The sequence below is a fragment of the Kiloniella antarctica genome (assembly GCF_042682825.1).
Lineage (GTDB): Bacteria > Pseudomonadota > Alphaproteobacteria > Kiloniellales > Kiloniellaceae > Kiloniella > Kiloniella antarctica.
The window spans coordinates 497,245-511,373 of sequence record NZ_JBHUII010000001.1 but is presented as its reverse complement, the minus strand read 5'-3'; the positions used below and the strand labels follow the sequence as shown (position 1 = coordinate 511,373).

Annotated in this window: 15 protein-coding genes; 8 read left to right on the top strand and 7 right to left on the bottom strand. The window is 44.5% G+C overall.

Going from position 1 to position 14,129, the window contains the following annotated elements:
* Nucleotides 1-30 precede the first annotated feature (30 nt).
* Nucleotides 31-417 carry a helix-turn-helix domain-containing protein gene (locus tag ACFSKO_RS02450; protein ID WP_380248049.1) on the bottom strand — a complete coding sequence of 129 codons (387 nt, stop codon included), beginning with the start codon at nt 415-417 and terminating at the stop codon, nt 31-33.
* A gap of 484 nt (nt 418-901) precedes the next feature.
* Between ACFSKO_RS02450 and ACFSKO_RS02445 the strand changes: the two genes are divergently transcribed.
* Nucleotides 902-2,650 (top strand): putative bifunctional diguanylate cyclase/phosphodiesterase, encoded by a 1,749-nt coding sequence (locus tag ACFSKO_RS02445; protein WP_380248047.1) that lies wholly within the window; start codon nt 902-904, stop codon nt 2,648-2,650.
* 80 nt (nt 2,651-2,730) lie between these two features.
* On the opposite strand, the gene phaR is transcribed toward ACFSKO_RS02445, so the two are convergent.
* Nucleotides 2,731-3,348, bottom strand: a complete 618-nt coding sequence (phaR, locus tag ACFSKO_RS02440) for a polyhydroxyalkanoate synthesis repressor PhaR (RefSeq protein ID WP_380248045.1) — start codon at nt 3,346-3,348, stop codon at nt 2,731-2,733.
* Nucleotides 3,349-3,561: 213 nt separating this feature from the next.
* Here phaR and ACFSKO_RS02435 point away from each other — a divergent pair, with 213 nt between their 5' ends.
* The 5 genes from ACFSKO_RS02435 to ACFSKO_RS02415 all read left to right on the top strand — a co-directional run bounded on the left by ACFSKO_RS02435 (nt 3,562) and on the right by ACFSKO_RS02415 (nt 8,291).
* Nucleotides 3,562-3,966, top strand: a complete 405-nt coding sequence (locus ACFSKO_RS02435) for a hypothetical protein (protein ID WP_380248043.1) — start codon at nt 3,562-3,564, stop codon at nt 3,964-3,966.
* Nucleotides 3,923-5,077, top strand: a complete 1,155-nt coding sequence (locus ACFSKO_RS02430) for an alpha/beta fold hydrolase (protein WP_380248041.1) — start codon at nt 3,923-3,925, stop codon at nt 5,075-5,077. Before ACFSKO_RS02435 ends, ACFSKO_RS02430 begins: the two co-directional genes overlap by 44 nt.
* A 247-nt stretch (nt 5,078-5,324) precedes the next feature.
* On the top strand, nt 5,325-6,500 hold the full coding sequence (locus ACFSKO_RS02425) for an acetyl-CoA C-acetyltransferase (protein ID WP_380248039.1): 1,176 nt from the start codon (nt 5,325-5,327) through the stop codon (nt 6,498-6,500).
* A gap of 225 nt (nt 6,501-6,725) precedes the next feature.
* On the top strand, nt 6,726-7,451 hold the full coding sequence (gene phbB, locus ACFSKO_RS02420) for an acetoacetyl-CoA reductase (RefSeq protein WP_380248037.1): 726 nt from the start codon (nt 6,726-6,728) through the stop codon (nt 7,449-7,451).
* 150 nt (nt 7,452-7,601) lie between these two features.
* Entirely contained in the window at nt 7,602-8,291 is a 690-nt protein-coding gene (locus tag ACFSKO_RS02415) for an HAD family hydrolase (protein ID WP_380248035.1), read from the top strand.
* On the opposite strand, the gene ACFSKO_RS02410 is transcribed toward ACFSKO_RS02415, so the two are convergent.
* The 3 genes from ACFSKO_RS02410 to gloB are packed head-to-tail and all read right to left on the bottom strand — an operon-like array spanning nt 8,288 to nt 10,202.
* Complete coding sequence (locus ACFSKO_RS02410) at nt 8,288-8,713, bottom strand: cupin domain-containing protein (protein WP_380248034.1); 426 nt, start codon at nt 8,711-8,713, stop codon at nt 8,288-8,290. The genes ACFSKO_RS02415 and ACFSKO_RS02410 overlap by 4 nt on opposite strands.
* A gap of 45 nt (nt 8,714-8,758) precedes the next feature.
* A complete protein-coding gene (locus ACFSKO_RS02405) occupies nt 8,759-9,382 on the bottom strand; it encodes a glutathione S-transferase N-terminal domain-containing protein (RefSeq protein WP_380248032.1) in 624 nt (207 codons plus the stop codon).
* Between the two features lie 55 nt (nt 9,383-9,437).
* Nucleotides 9,438-10,202: a hydroxyacylglutathione hydrolase gene (gloB, locus tag ACFSKO_RS02400; RefSeq protein ID WP_380248030.1), complete on the bottom strand. Its 765-nt coding sequence runs from the start codon at nt 10,200-10,202 to the stop codon at nt 9,438-9,440.
* A 169-nt stretch (nt 10,203-10,371) separates the two neighbouring features.
* Here gloB and ACFSKO_RS02395 point away from each other — a divergent pair, with 169 nt between their 5' ends.
* Entirely contained in the window at nt 10,372-11,136 is a 765-nt protein-coding gene (locus ACFSKO_RS02395; protein WP_380248028.1) for a class I SAM-dependent methyltransferase, read from the top strand.
* 61 nt (nt 11,137-11,197) lie between these two features.
* On the opposite strand, the gene metW is transcribed toward ACFSKO_RS02395, so the two are convergent.
* A complete protein-coding gene (gene metW / locus ACFSKO_RS02390; protein WP_380248026.1) occupies nt 11,198-11,806 on the bottom strand; it encodes a methionine biosynthesis protein MetW in 609 nt (202 codons plus the stop codon).
* Nucleotides 11,803-13,005 carry a homoserine O-acetyltransferase MetX gene (metX, locus tag ACFSKO_RS02385; protein ID WP_380248024.1) on the bottom strand — a complete coding sequence of 401 codons (1,203 nt, stop codon included), beginning with the start codon at nt 13,003-13,005 and terminating at the stop codon, nt 11,803-11,805. The genes metW and metX overlap by 4 nt, the downstream gene beginning before the upstream one ends.
* A gap of 262 nt (nt 13,006-13,267) precedes the next feature.
* Here metX and ACFSKO_RS02380 point away from each other — a divergent pair, with 262 nt between their 5' ends.
* Nucleotides 13,268-14,110 carry a chorismate mutase gene (locus tag ACFSKO_RS02380; RefSeq protein ID WP_380248022.1) on the top strand — a complete coding sequence of 281 codons (843 nt, stop codon included), beginning with the start codon at nt 13,268-13,270 and terminating at the stop codon, nt 14,108-14,110.
* Nucleotides 14,111-14,129: the final 19 nt, after the last annotated feature.

Here is a 14,129-nt window from a genome sequence, read left to right as displayed (position 1 = left end):
ACAACATAAATGGTTGTAAAGCAGGTGTGTTTAGGCGGGATCAGCTTCCGTTTCTGCCTTATCTGAGAGTACGCGACATAACATACTTAAAGCGTCTTGATATTTTTCGTTTTTTATCCTGGAAAAATTTCTCGCAATATCAAGGCACATTCGCTGCCTCTCAGTCATTTCATCTTTAACGCTGTCCAAGCCCTCATAGAAGTAACTTATCTCTATGCCAAGAACCTGGGATATTTCATACAGTCGCCCTGCAGAAACGCGATTAATGCCGCGTTCGTATTTGTGGGCTTGTTGATAAGTCACGCCAATAAGGTCTGCAAGCTGCTGCTGGGTTAATCCGAGCATTGTTCTGCGTTCGCGTATCTTTTGACCTACGTGGCTTTCAATACGATGTGTTTCTGATGTTGATTTACTCACTTTGCCACCAATAATCTTTGTTATACCGAGGAAGGATCGGTTTACATTCTTTTTTGTGTGAAATAACGGGTTTTCAAGATTAGTTCAATAGTGATTTAGGAAAATATTTGAATAATTCAATAAATATTTTAAATATTTTAAATTAACTTTTTATTTACTGATGATGCTCATAGTTAATATTTTGTTAATATTGTTTAACGTGATTGAGTTATTTACAGATACTTTCACCAAATAGGTTATTTTGGGGTCTTGATTTGTATTTAAATAGGTTTGGTATGGTGTTGATTTTGCGTAGACATTTTGGCCTTTGCTCGAAAGAGTACAGGTTGTAAATAGATACAGTAATTTAAAAAATAAGAAGTGAATATTGAAGATAGATTCAGTATTCGTTAATGAGTTAACCACTACTCTATCAATTGTATTTATTGTAAAGTCGTACTTTAATTTATTGTTGCCCAATCTTCAGGTAGGAGTTTGAAAGACCGTGCTTCGGTCCGCTCGAAATAATTTAGACCTTTCTCAGCTAGACCAGATGACAACCGCATTGGAAGCATCTGGGGATGTCATGTACGAATGGGACTTGGCAACCGATAGTCTAATGTGGCTAGGTCGGATATCCACGCTTTTTGGTTTGGAAGGTAAACTCGTGCCTACAACGGGTGAGACTTACCACAATAGAATTAACCCTGAAGACCTTCCTTCGCGGATGCGTAACCTCACTGATCATTTCGCAGGAGAAGCGTATTATGATTGTGAGTATCGGGTTCGTGATGGGGCCGGTAATTTTCAATGGGTGCACGATAGAGGAGCTGTTGAAGTTTCAACCAGCGGTTCGCCCACGCGTTTAACAGGGGTGCTCCGGCCAGTTACGATCCGTAAGCAAGCAGAGGCCAGGCTGGAATATCTCGCCAGTTATGATGAGCTTTCTGGACATTTTAATAAGTTACGCCTTCGCGAGTCTCTGGATTTCGCGCTTGAACAAGCAATTCGCTATGACAATGAAGGTGCATTTCTGGCCGTTGGTGTCGATCATCTTGGAATGATTAACACGGCTTACGGCTTTGAGGCTGGTGATGCTGTCCTTGTTGAAGTTGGTGAGCGGCTTGATAAAAGCATCAGAGGGGCTGATATTGTCGGTCGATTAGGTGGTGACCGCTTTGGTGTCATCATGAGTGTTGCAACTGTTGAGGAAGCAGATGCTATTGCTGATCGCGTGCTGCAAACAGTTCGTGAAACACCTTTTGAAATTAATGATGAACGAATTTATGTGACGGTATCTGTGGGCTTTGTTTTGTTCCCGGAACAAACAAAAACAAGCTTTGATGCTTTTGCAAAGGCTGAAAGTGCGTTGCTTGATGCTAAATCAAACGGCCGTGATTGTGTGAAGCCTTACAAGCTGACAACCGAGCAGTGTGAGAATTATCGCACTTCGATGGTTATTGGCGAAGAGGTGAAGTTGGCACTCAAAGAAGATCGAATTGCGCTGGCCTATCAACCGATTGTCGATTCACAGACGAATGAACTGGTCTTAGTTGAAGCATTGTTACGGATGTATGATCGTGATGGTAATGTGGTTCCTGCGGGCAAGTTTATTCCTGTGGTAGAGCAACTTGGCATGATACGGGTAATTGATCGCCGCGTGCTTGAACTCGCGCTGGAAGATCTTGTTCGGTATCCACACATTACGATGGCGGTGAATATTTCTGGTTTGACGGCTTCAGATAGAAGCTGGTTGCGGGCGCTGACTTCGAAAGTAAAATCTCGCCCTGATTTAGCCGAACGCTTGATTGTTGAGATAACTGAGACAGCCGCCCTGCATGATTTGGAAGAATCTGCGCGCTTTGTATCTGCCGTACGCCAATTAGGGTGTAAGGTCGCAATTGATGACTTTGGTGCGGGGTATACAACTTTCCGTCACCTCAAGACCTTAACAGTGGATATTATCAAAATTGATGGTTCATTCATTTCCGGTATTATTGAGAACGAAGAAAATCAAATATTTGTAAGGAATTTATTGGGGCTGGCTAAGGCCCTTAATCATACGACGATTGCTGAGTTTGTCGAAACTGCTGAAGAAGCAGAGTTTCTCGCAAATGAAGGTATCGATTTATTGCAGGGCTTCTATTTTGGGAAACCGGAAATTGATCCCGATTGGATTATTGAAAAAAATCTAGTCGACAACACCGTCTCTTTTCCGGGGCCAAAAACGATGGTAAATAAATGTAATAAATAAGCTGGCGGTGAGTTCAAGGATGAGTTCAAAAAAAGAGGCTTTCGTAAATTTGAAAGCCTCTTTTTTTGTTTAATTTTCAGTTATCCAGATTTTTTGCTGAGAGCGTCCAGTTGTTTTTGAAGTTGCTCTACTTGAGTCTTAAGGTCATTTAAACCGCCACCTTCAGAAGGGGATGATGCTTTTGAAGGTTGCTCTGGTGTTGGTTGTTGGGCTGAAGACGTGGTGTTGCCGTCCTGGAAAGGAGAAAGCATGCGCATGGTATTTTCAAACAGAGCAAGATTCTGTTTGTTCATTTCATCCAAGTTGCCGAACGGGAAGATACCGCCAAAAGTTTCCTGAACTGATTGTCGCATTTTATCTTGGTTTTCTGAAAAACCATCCATCATGTGCTCTAGGTATTTGGGGACAACCCATTGCATGGAATCTCCATAGAGACTGATCAGTTGCCGTAAAAAAGAAATTGGCAACAGGTTTTGCCCTTTTCCTTCTTCTTCTACGATGATTTGCGTGAGAACAGAACGGGTGATGTCATTGCCGGATTTTGCGTCATAGACAATAAAGTCAACGTCTTCCTTAACCATCTGACATAGGTGGTCGAGAGTGACATAACTACTCGTTGCCGTATTGTAGAGCCGTCTGTTCGCATATTTTTTTATGACGATGGCTTCGTCATTCGTTCCTGATTTTGAGGTCGCCAATTTCCTCGCCTCCAATGCTTATTATATATTGCCAGCTATTGTTGCTGACTGAGTGATGTTTGTGCACTGCTTCTTAAATATTGCTGCGCTGCGATGGGGTGTGTCAATGAAGAGTGCGTAAAACCCCTATAAAAAGGATATTTTTTGCCCAAATTAACCATTGCTTGTGCGAGTATAGCATTTGGCACTGCAAAATAGCCATGGGAGAAGGTGTTGAATCAAGATGAGAATATAAAAGCTTTGGCAGAAGGTTATCTGGAATTATGGGTTAAGTATGTGTCAGAGCAAAGTTTGATGCCTTGGGATATACCAGATAATAAGAGTCCAGAGCTTGAGGGGCTGTACAGGCAATGGGAAGCTTTTTATCATAAGACCCTTGATCCTAATCAGGCCTTTGAGGGATTCGTACCAACCACACACCAAAAAGGGACAGCAAGGAGTGATGATGACGAGGATCAATCGCAAAGCCAGCCCTGTTCCGCTCCCGTTTCACGTAATGTCAGCTCTGATGAGCTTGCAGAGCTCCAAGTTAGGCTTGGGCTTCTTGCTCAACAAATTTCCGAACTCGAAATCAATGCCCGAGATCCCGGAAGCGATGATGCAGGAAATAACGGCTAAGTTATGCGGAGAAGAGAGGTTAAAATTTACGATAGCTCTTGATCATGCAATTCAAAAGAAATTCCAATTATATCAGCAAGGTATAGAACGTTACCAGCAACACTCTTATCAACGAGAAGTCCCTGAAACTACTGTCTCCTGGTCTCTCGGATCGGCTTGTCTTAGAGAGATTAACCCTGAAGTGGCACGTAATAATAGTGCCTTGGGGTATCCCATATTTGTAATCCCGTCCTTGGTAAACCGGTATTATATTCTCGACCTTATAGAAAAGAATAGTTTTCTACGGTGGCTTGGTAAAGAAGGCTGGCGGCCATTCGTTATGGACTGGGGTGCACCCGGGGAAACGGAAAAAGAGTTTGGTCTTGAAAATTATATTTGTGAGTACTTGGTCCCGGCTCTGCGACACATTAAAAAGAAGACAGGACGCCCACCAATTGTTTTAGGGTACTGTATGGGGGGGACGCTTTCTGTAGCCTTAGCTGAACTATGCCAAGAAGACATTTGCTCAATGGTTCTTATGGCTAGTCCTTGGGATTTTCATAACGGCTCTGAAGCAGGGCAAGATTTGGCATCTGATCGTTTTGAAGAGATACGAGTACGGCAGCAGGGAGCATGGCTTTCTAGTTTGTTACCTATAATTGATGCTCAAGGCGAAATGCCACACCAAATACTACAAGCACTTTTTGCTTCGCTCGACTTAACTTTGTCGCTTCGTAAATTTTCCACCTTTACTCGGTTTAAGGAAAATTCAGATGAAGAAAGGCGTTTTGTCGCTTTAGAGGACTGGTTGAACGATGGTGTTTGCCTGACTGCTAAAGTATCGAAAGAGTGCTTTGAGGGATGGTATTCGGAAAATACGCCAGAAAAAGGGAATTGGCACATAGACGGAAAAAGGATAAATCCTGCGAATCTAAATATTCCCAACCTGTCTATCATCTCAAGTCGTGATCGTATAGTGCCATCAGCGTCGTCTTATGCTTTGGCTAAAAAGTTATCAAAAAGCTCTGTTCTGGATACACCGTTAGGGCATATCGGCATGGTCGTTAGCCGCGGTGCACAATCGAAAATATGGACTCCACTTTCTAGCTGGATGAAACAAAATGTGACATAAAATTGCAATATAATTTCAATTGTTGTAGTGGTTTGTAACTATATATGTCAAAAAAATGTAATATTCTCTTGATTTATTGTTTCTAAAGTCGTTATGGTTCTATGTAATTATTGCGGCGCAGCATTTGTTGTTTTGTTTGTCGCAGGTTTGAATCTCGTTTGGTTTGTTAACACATAAACAAATGCATGATCTTGTTTTTCTGATTGAATGAGTGATTGGGATACAGTTGTTTTGAAAGGTATCTATAATGTCTGGTGTCGTAATTGTAGGGGCTGCTAGAACGCCGGTTGGCGCTTTTGGAGGTGGTCTTTCGTCTGTACCTGCGGCTGAGCTTGGAGCGGTGGTCATTCGTGAAGCACTTACCCGGGCGGGGGTTGCTCCGGATGAGGTGGATGAAGTTATCCTTGGACAAATTTTATCTGCAGGGGAGGGGCAAAATCCAGCACGACAAGCTGCTCTTGGCGCTGGAGTTCCAAATGAAAAAACCGCTTATATTATTAATCAAATTTGTGGTTCAGGCTTACGCACAGTTGCCCTTGGGTATCAATCCATCACCCTTGGTGATGCTGATATCATTGTCGCTGGAGGTCAGGAAAATATGAGCTTGGCACCCCACGTTTCTCATTTGAGAAACGGTACGAAGATGGGGGATGTTAAATTTGTTGATACGATGATCAAAGATGGTCTGTGGTGTGCGATGAACGATTACCATATGGGAAAAACAGCAGAAAACGTTGCTGAAAAATTTGGTATTACACGTGAAGATCAAGATGCTTTCGCTGCATTTTCGCAACAAAAGGCTGCGACTGCACAAGAATCAGGATATTTTAAAGATGAAATTGTGCCTGTGACGGTTAAAAGCCGCCGCAGCGAAACTGTAGTTGGCGCCGATGAGCATCCCAAAGCGGGAACTACGGCAGAAGGTCTCTCTAAGCTCCGTGCTGCATTTGATCGCGAAGGAACTGTGACCGCCGGAAATGCTTCGGGTATTAACGATGGTGCGGCAGCTGTAGTGTTAATGTCTGAAGAAAAAGCCCAAGAAAAAGGTTTAAAACCGCTTGCAAAGATTGTCTCTTGGGCAACTGCAGGTGTGGACCCCGCGCTTATGGGAACCGGTCCTATTCCAGCTACTCGCAAGGCGTTAGAAAAAGCCGGTTGGGATATTGAAGATCTTGATTTAGTTGAAGCAAATGAAGCCTTTGCTGCACAAGCTATTGTAGTGAATCGTGAACTTGGTTGGAATCCTGAAATAGTGAACGTAAACGGTGGCGCGATTGCTTTAGGGCATCCAATTGGCGCTTCCGGGGCACGAGTATTGGTAACGCTGCTTTATGAAATGGCGCGCCGTGATGCGAAAAAAGGACTAGCCACTCTATGTATTGGTGGCGGACAAGGCATTGCTCTGTGTGTCGAGCGCGATTGAGAAAGTAAGGAGAGGGTCGATGAGAATAGTTAAAGCAATCATCATCGACTTGGATCTTTTGAACGTGGGTTGTCCTCGCCCGAGGGCGACCCTTTTTTGTGTAGGTGATTCTGTTCTTCGTCCCTGAGGTTCGTAAATCATGCCACGCATAACTGGGGGAAACTCCTGAAAAGTCAGATTGAAGAAGACAAAGTCAGAGACGACGAATAATGAAGGGAAAATATAATGTCTCGTATAGCTCTTGTGACTGGGGGTACCAGAGGAATTGGTGCGGCAATTTCTATTGCTTTGAAAGCAGCAGGGTACAAAGTAGCGGCAAGTTATGCTGGGAATGATTTAGCGGCACAAAGTTTTCGCGATGAAAATAAAATTGCAGTTTTCAAATGGGATGTTGCAGATTTTGACGAGTGTCAGGGTGGAATTAATCAGGTTGAAAAAGAACTCGGGCCGATTGATGTGTTGGTGAATAACGCGGGAATTACGCGGGATGCGACACTGCATAAAATGGATTTGCCTCAATGGAATGCCGTTATTAGTACAAATTTGAATTCTCTCTTTAATATGACACGCGGGGTCATTGAAGGGATGCGAGAACGTAAGTTTGGACGGATCGTGAGTATTTCCTCGATTAACGGTCAGAAGGGACAATTTGGTCAGGCAAATTATGCAGCGGCAAAAGCTGGTGTGATTGGCTTTACCAAATCAATAGCCCAAGAAAATGCCAGTAAAGGTATTACGGCGAACGTTGTCGCTCCAGGTTATATTGGAACCGAGATGGTACGCGCTGTGCCTGAAGAAATTCTCAACTCAAAAATTATATCTCAGATCCCTGTGGGTCGGTTGGGAGAGCCAGAAGAGGTTGCTGATTGCGTGGTGTTTCTTGCATCAGATAAGGCGGGATTTGTCACTGGGTCCACCCTTACGGCCAATGGTGGCCAATATATGGACTAGGGATGGTCTGCTTAAAAGTTTTGGTTAAATGCCCGCTGTTTCAGCCCTCTACTGAAACAGCGGGCATTTTTGTGTTCGAAGTCTTTATTGCGCCACAAACGAGGGATAGATAATCCATACTCTATATGGTTTATTTCTCTAGGAACGCAAATGCCTATGATTTCTTACCCGGATTTAATCATCTTTGATTGTGATGGTGTGCTGGTTGATAGCGAGGTCCTCGCATCCCGGGTGGTATCGGAAACACTCGGTGAATATGGTATCAATATAAGCGCTCAAGCCGTTGCTGAAAAATTTGCTGGTTTTACGGATGAAGCTATTCGCGATCACTTTCGTTTGGCAACCAGTGTCGAGTTACCTGAGGATTTTGCACAGATTGTTGAAGAAACCACAATTGCGTACATTCCTGATGAATTGAAGACGTTACCTTTTATCAAAGAAACGCTTTCCAGCCTTGGTTACAACTATTGTGTGGCTTCAAATAGCCGAACAGATCGTCTCAATAGCGCATTAGATTCAACCGGATTGATGGATTACTTTCCAAAGGAGAGACGATTTAGTTCGTCAATGGTCACGCACCCTAAACCCGCACCCGATCTTCATCTTCTTACCTGTTCAAAAATGGATGTCTCTCCTGAACAAGCGCTTGTGATCGAGGATACGCCAACGGGCGTGTCTGCGGCGGTTGGCGCAGGGATTTCTGTATTTGGCTTTATCGGTGCTGGGCATATCTCTGATCCGAAGGCACAGTCTTTGAAGTTGATAGAGGCTGGCGCAATCGCTGTCTTTGATGATATGCGCCAGCTCAATAACATGTTGCGGGACGGTTCAGCAGCTTAGCTCTTAGGACACCAGTCTGGTTTCGCAAGTTCAAAACCCTCGAACTCGAATGCAGGGGCAACGGTACAACCGACCAAAGTCCAACCCTCTTCAGCACTGGCGGCCTGCCAGTGCTGCTTGGGAATAACAAATTGTGGTGTTTGCCCAGCTAATACATCTGGCCCTAAAGTGACGACTTGTTCCTGTTTGCCGTCATGAGATCTCAGGGTCAGAGGGCTACCTGCATACCAATGCCAAATCTCTACAGCATCTATGCGATGCCAATGAGAGCTTTGACCTTTTTCCAAAAGAAAGAAAATAGCTGTTTGGTCACCTCGTTTCTCACTCTCAGTGGAATGACGGTAGGTTTCTTTGTACCATCCGCCTTCGGGATGAGGCTGGAGTTGAAGTTTATCTATAATGGCTTGCGCAGTTGATTTCATGGCGTTTCTTTTGTTGAGAGTGAGCCTTGGCTTATGAAGTTGTCTTTATGCCCCTGAAGGAGGTGACGTTTTCATAAAAGATGGACGTTTAGAAATTTCCTCAAACCATGTTGTTAGAGCGGGGCATTCTTTACGCCAGTTTTCGTCGGCGTAACGAAAATCCAGATAGGCGAGGGCGCAAGCCAGTGCGATCTCTCCGATGCCAAAGGTTTTCGCAAATTTACCAGCAGTCAGAGCCGTTTCAAAGTATTGTAGTGCTTTGTTTATCTTAATGTTTTGAATTTCATGCCACTCTTCCCATTTTTTATCTTCGGGGCGGAGGCGCTTTTCGACTGTGCGCTGGATACTGGCATCCATAATACCATCTGCGAGAGCGTGGAAGTTGCTAGCCTGCCAACGGCTTTCGCCCGAACGCGGTATTAGGGGGAGGGCTTCTGATAAAGTGTCGAGATATTCACAAATTAAGGGCGAATCACACAAAACCGTACCTTCTTGGGTCGAAAGGGCTGGAACTTTACCGAGAGGGTTTTTGTCCCAAATGTCAGATTCTGTGGTGAAAGTTGCCATAGGTGTGATGTTGATTTCATCTTGGAGGCCTTTTTCCATTGCGACCATCAGAACTTTTCGGGCGTACGGGGAGGTTGGGGAAAAACACAGTTGCATGGTCATTTGGGATAGCTCCGATTTTGAGGGGCAGGCGTGATTGAAACGAATGATGGTGTGCTTAAAAGTTATCCTTACGCAACCGAATTTCTTTAAAAACCTCTGCGTCAGTAGCGGATTCCATTTTAAGTTGTTTTCTTATTTCTTGATCGTTTGGACGAAGAAAAGGATTGGTTTCAAATTCTTCATTTAATGTACTTGGAACAGTTGGTTTATCTTGTGCGCGTAGAGCTCTGATTTCAACAACCCGTTGCCGCAGTGTCTCGTTTTCAGGATCAATTGTAAGAGCAAAATCGGCGTTTGATAAGGTGTATTCATGAGCACAATAAACCACGGTTTGTTTTGGTAAAGTAATGAACTGCTGTAACGATTGCCACATCATTTCTGGGGTGCCTTCAAACAATCGTCCACAACCAAGCGCAAAGAGGCTGTCGCCTGAGAACAGGATGTTTGACTTTTCAAACCAATAGGCGATATGACCAAGTGTATGGCCTGGAACATAAAATACCTTGGCAGTTTGGGAACCAAAAGTCAGGGTGTCCCCACCATCAACGGTGGCGTCTAGATGGTCGATCCGGTGGGTGTCTTTTGTCGGACCAGTTACTTTTGCACCGGTTTTGGATTTGATTTCTGCAACGCCATCAACATGATCGTTGTGATGATGTGTGAGAATAACATCTGTGATTTTCCAATTTAATTGATTAGCTTCGTTAAGTACGGGAAGGGCCTCTCCCGGATCAATAACTCCAACTGCTCCGGTTTGTTCATCCCGTAGAAGATAGCAATAATTGTCACTCAATACGGGAATCTGTCTGACGTCTATCATTGTCTCTGCCGCTCCTGTTAAAGGCTCTTATTTCTAGTTCATTTATTATTCTCTTGGGATTTTCATTTGTTTACGTGATATTAGCGCCCTATGTTTTAAAGAGCGACGGCCGTTTTTATTCTTTTCTATAAAAGAATATTTTTGGCTATAATTTGTGGCAGAGAGTAGAATGTGGACCGACGTTGGTAATCTTCAAGGATTTTACAACACCCGTTTAGGTGAAACTGCTGCGCATGTAATTCGTGGCAACATTCGAGACCATTGGAAGGATGTTCGAGGAAAATCTATCCTCGGTCTTGGTTATACTACGCCCTATCTGACACAATTTGAGGACGAAGCAGAACGGGTTCTTGCCTTCATGCCTGCCTCTCAAGGTGTTTGCCATTGGCCGCGTGGAGGCCCTGGAAAAGTTGCCCTGGTTGACGAAACGATACTTCCGTTGCCAGATTATTCTGTTGATCGGGTATTGTTGGTACACGGATTGGAAAGTAGCGAATATCTACGTGATATGCTGCGTGAAATTTGGCGTGTACTAACTAGTGATGGCAGGTTGTTAATTGTTACTCCGAACAGACGTGGAATATGGGCGCGTGTTGATAAAACACCTTTTGGTTGGGGGCACCCCTTTAGCCGCTCGCAAATTTCGAAACTTCTAAATGATACGCTTTTTGTTCCTATAAGTACCAATCGATCTTTGTATGTGCCGCCAAGTCAACGCCTGACAATTTTACAAGCTGCTTCAGCGTGGGAGCGCGTGGGGAAGAGATTTTTCCCAACCTTTGCCGGCGTATTGACTGTGGAGGCAGGAAAACAATTGTATGTTCCTGGTACACCTAAAAAGGTACCCGGCCTTAGACGCCCTAGTTTGGCCAATGCGCCTCAAGCATTTCAGAAAAACTCACGTGTGCGCTCGCCCGCGAGAACCAAGCGCTAAATGAGCAAGCGATTTTCTTAGCGTAAAGATTGAGAATATTGTGCTTTCTTTGAGAAAGTTCTTATTCTCTATCGAGCAAGAATATTGCTTGCTGACCGGTTAGGTTGGGGAAAATAAGGTTCTTTTGTTGTCCTCTTTGATCAAGAAATAGCGTTTTCGCGATCTTGATGTTCATGTCTTCGCAGAGGGCAAAAAAATCGTTAATGGTACAAAAGTGAATATTGGGTGTCTCGTACCATTGGAAAGCCAATGATTTAGTTACAGGCATTCTTCCTGCCAGCGACAAACTGGCCCGAACCCGCCAGTGACCAAAGTTCGGGAAAGATACGATAGCACGGCGACCGATCCGCAAAAGCTCTTCCAGAACATGTTTTGGATCATAGGTCGCTTGAATGGTTTGGCTAAGTATTGCGTAGTCAACAGCGTCATTGGGATAGTACTGAAGGTCTGTATCAGCATTACCCTGAATGACAGACAGGCCACGACCCACGCACTGGTTTACTCCCGTTTGGGAAAGTTCGATCCCGCGGCCGGAAACAGCTTTGTTGTGAGTGAGGTGGTCCAGTAAAGCGCCATCGCCGCACCCAATATCAAGCACACGACTATCTGGCTCAATAATGTCGGCGATGAGCTTAAGGTCGGGCCTTAATGTAATATCTTTATGTTTCATTCTTTTGACCCTTGGCCACTTTCTCTGTCATTTCGGCCGTTAAACCAGCGTTCAGCGCATCCTTTGATAAAACCGTCAATGGTTTCATGGAAGCGGGGCTCGTTTAACAAGAAAGCGTCATGACCGGCGTCGCTTTGTACTTCGACAAAAGAGACATCGGCAGCAACGGCATTCAGAGCGTGAACAATTTCACGGTTAGCACTCGTGGGAAAGAGCCAGTCACTGGAGAACGAAATGACACAGAAACGAACCGGCGAATCCCGAAAGGCATTCGCAAGCATGCCACCATGTTCTTCTGCCAAATCAAAATAGTCCATTGCTCTGGTGATATAGAGATAAGAGTTGGCATCAAACCGCTCAACAAAGGTGTACCCTTGGTGGCGTAGATAGCTTTCAACCTGGAAATCAGCGTCAAAGCCATAAGTGAGATTTTTTCTGTCTTGTAGACGGCGCCCAAATTTTCTGTGAAGGGCTGGTTCTGAAAGATAGGTAACGTGTGCGGTCATTCTGGCGACAGAAAGACCTGCGCGGGGGACTTTATTTTCTTCCAAATAAGCGCCGTGACACCAGTTGGGGTCTGCCATAATGGCTTGTCTGCCAACTTCATGGAAGGCTATGTTTTGCGCTGTATGCCGGGGGGCGGTTGCAATTGGAATGGCAGCAAAAACCATTTCCGGGTAGCTCACAGCCCACTGTAAAACTTGCATGCCGCCCATTGATCCGCCGATTACACAAAACAATTTTTTGATGCCAAGGCTTTCAACTAATCGTTTTTGGGCACGAACCATATCCCCTATGGTGATAACTGGAAAATTGAGGCCATAGGGTTTATCTGTTTTGGGGTCAATAGATACAGGGCCTGTGGATCCCATACATCCACCAATAACGCTACTACAAATAATAAAGTATTTATCTGTGTCGACAGGTTTTCCTGGCCCTACCATCATAGCCCACCATCCGGGCTTTTCTGTAATAGGATGGGTTTCCGAAACAAACTGATCGCCGGTGAGGGCGTGGCAAATCACAATGGCGTTGGTTTTATCAGAATTTAGAGTGCCATAAGTCTGATAAGAAACCTCTATGGGGCCAATCTCAATACCACTATCCAAGGGCATGGGCTCGTCAAAGACGACCTTTTTCCCTGGGATAGTTACTGATTTATCTTGAATTTGAATTTCAAGAGAACTGTCATCGGTCATGGTATTTGAGTAGCCTTAATCATATTTTGGCATATGTCCCTGAACACACTTATTGGGGTTTTAGCCGAGGTAATCCATATTCCTGTTTTTACAGGGGAGTAATTTAAAATAGTGGTACTTACTTGAGGGTTGTTTTTATCCTTGGGGCGGCTTTCAATCAAGAAAGAACGAAAAGGGTCGGATTTGAAGAATCTTTTCTTTTACTTTTCAATCTGGCTATGTCTATCTCTTCACTGGATTTGAGGAACACAGGTTAGGCGCAATGTCTGATAAAGATACACTTTCCGATCTCCGTAATCAGATCGATGAAATTGATATACAACTTCACGATCTGTTGATGAAACGGACTGAAGTCGTGCAGATTATCGGTGCCCGAAAAGGGGACGCCGTTAAAAATCTGAGTGCCGGGAGAGAAGCCCAGGTGCTAAGGCGTATGGTTGAGCGCCACAAAGGACCATTGCCAAAATCTGCTTTGGTTCGATTTTGGAGGGAAATTTTTGCTAGCGCGGCTCAATTGGAAGGAGGTATCACGGTAACGGTGCATGCTCCGGAAAATGATAATCGGTTTTATGATCTGGCGCGTGAACACTTTGGCATGGAAACACCAATTTCCAGTCGTCAAACAGTGTTGAGTGTTCTTCGAGAAGTCACTGATGGACAAGCAAGTGTTGGTGTTCTGCCCTTGCCACAAGAAGAAGACAATCCTTGGTGGCTTTCGCTTGCTCAGGGAGAAGGTGCGACCAAGACTCGCATTATTGCTCGTCTTCCTTTCTTCAATACAGCTAATTCTGACGGTTCAGAAGCAGTTATTGTTGCGTCGAATGTGCAAGAGAAGACAGGACATGATCGTAGTTATGTTGTTGTTGAATCTTCTGAACCTCTTTCACGGTCAACGCTGATTGAACTTCTAGAAAAATCGAATCTTAAACCCCTTAATATTCAAATCCACACTCCGGATGGTTCAGTTTGTCTGCAACTTATTGAGGTGGATGATTATGTAGCGCCAGGCGATGAGCGTCTGGCTCTACTAACCGATCTCTCTGACAAGCGTATCACGCATGCCTGGGCAATTGGTGGTTATGCAATCCCTTTAACGGACGCATAACAAGTCGACAGATAGGTCG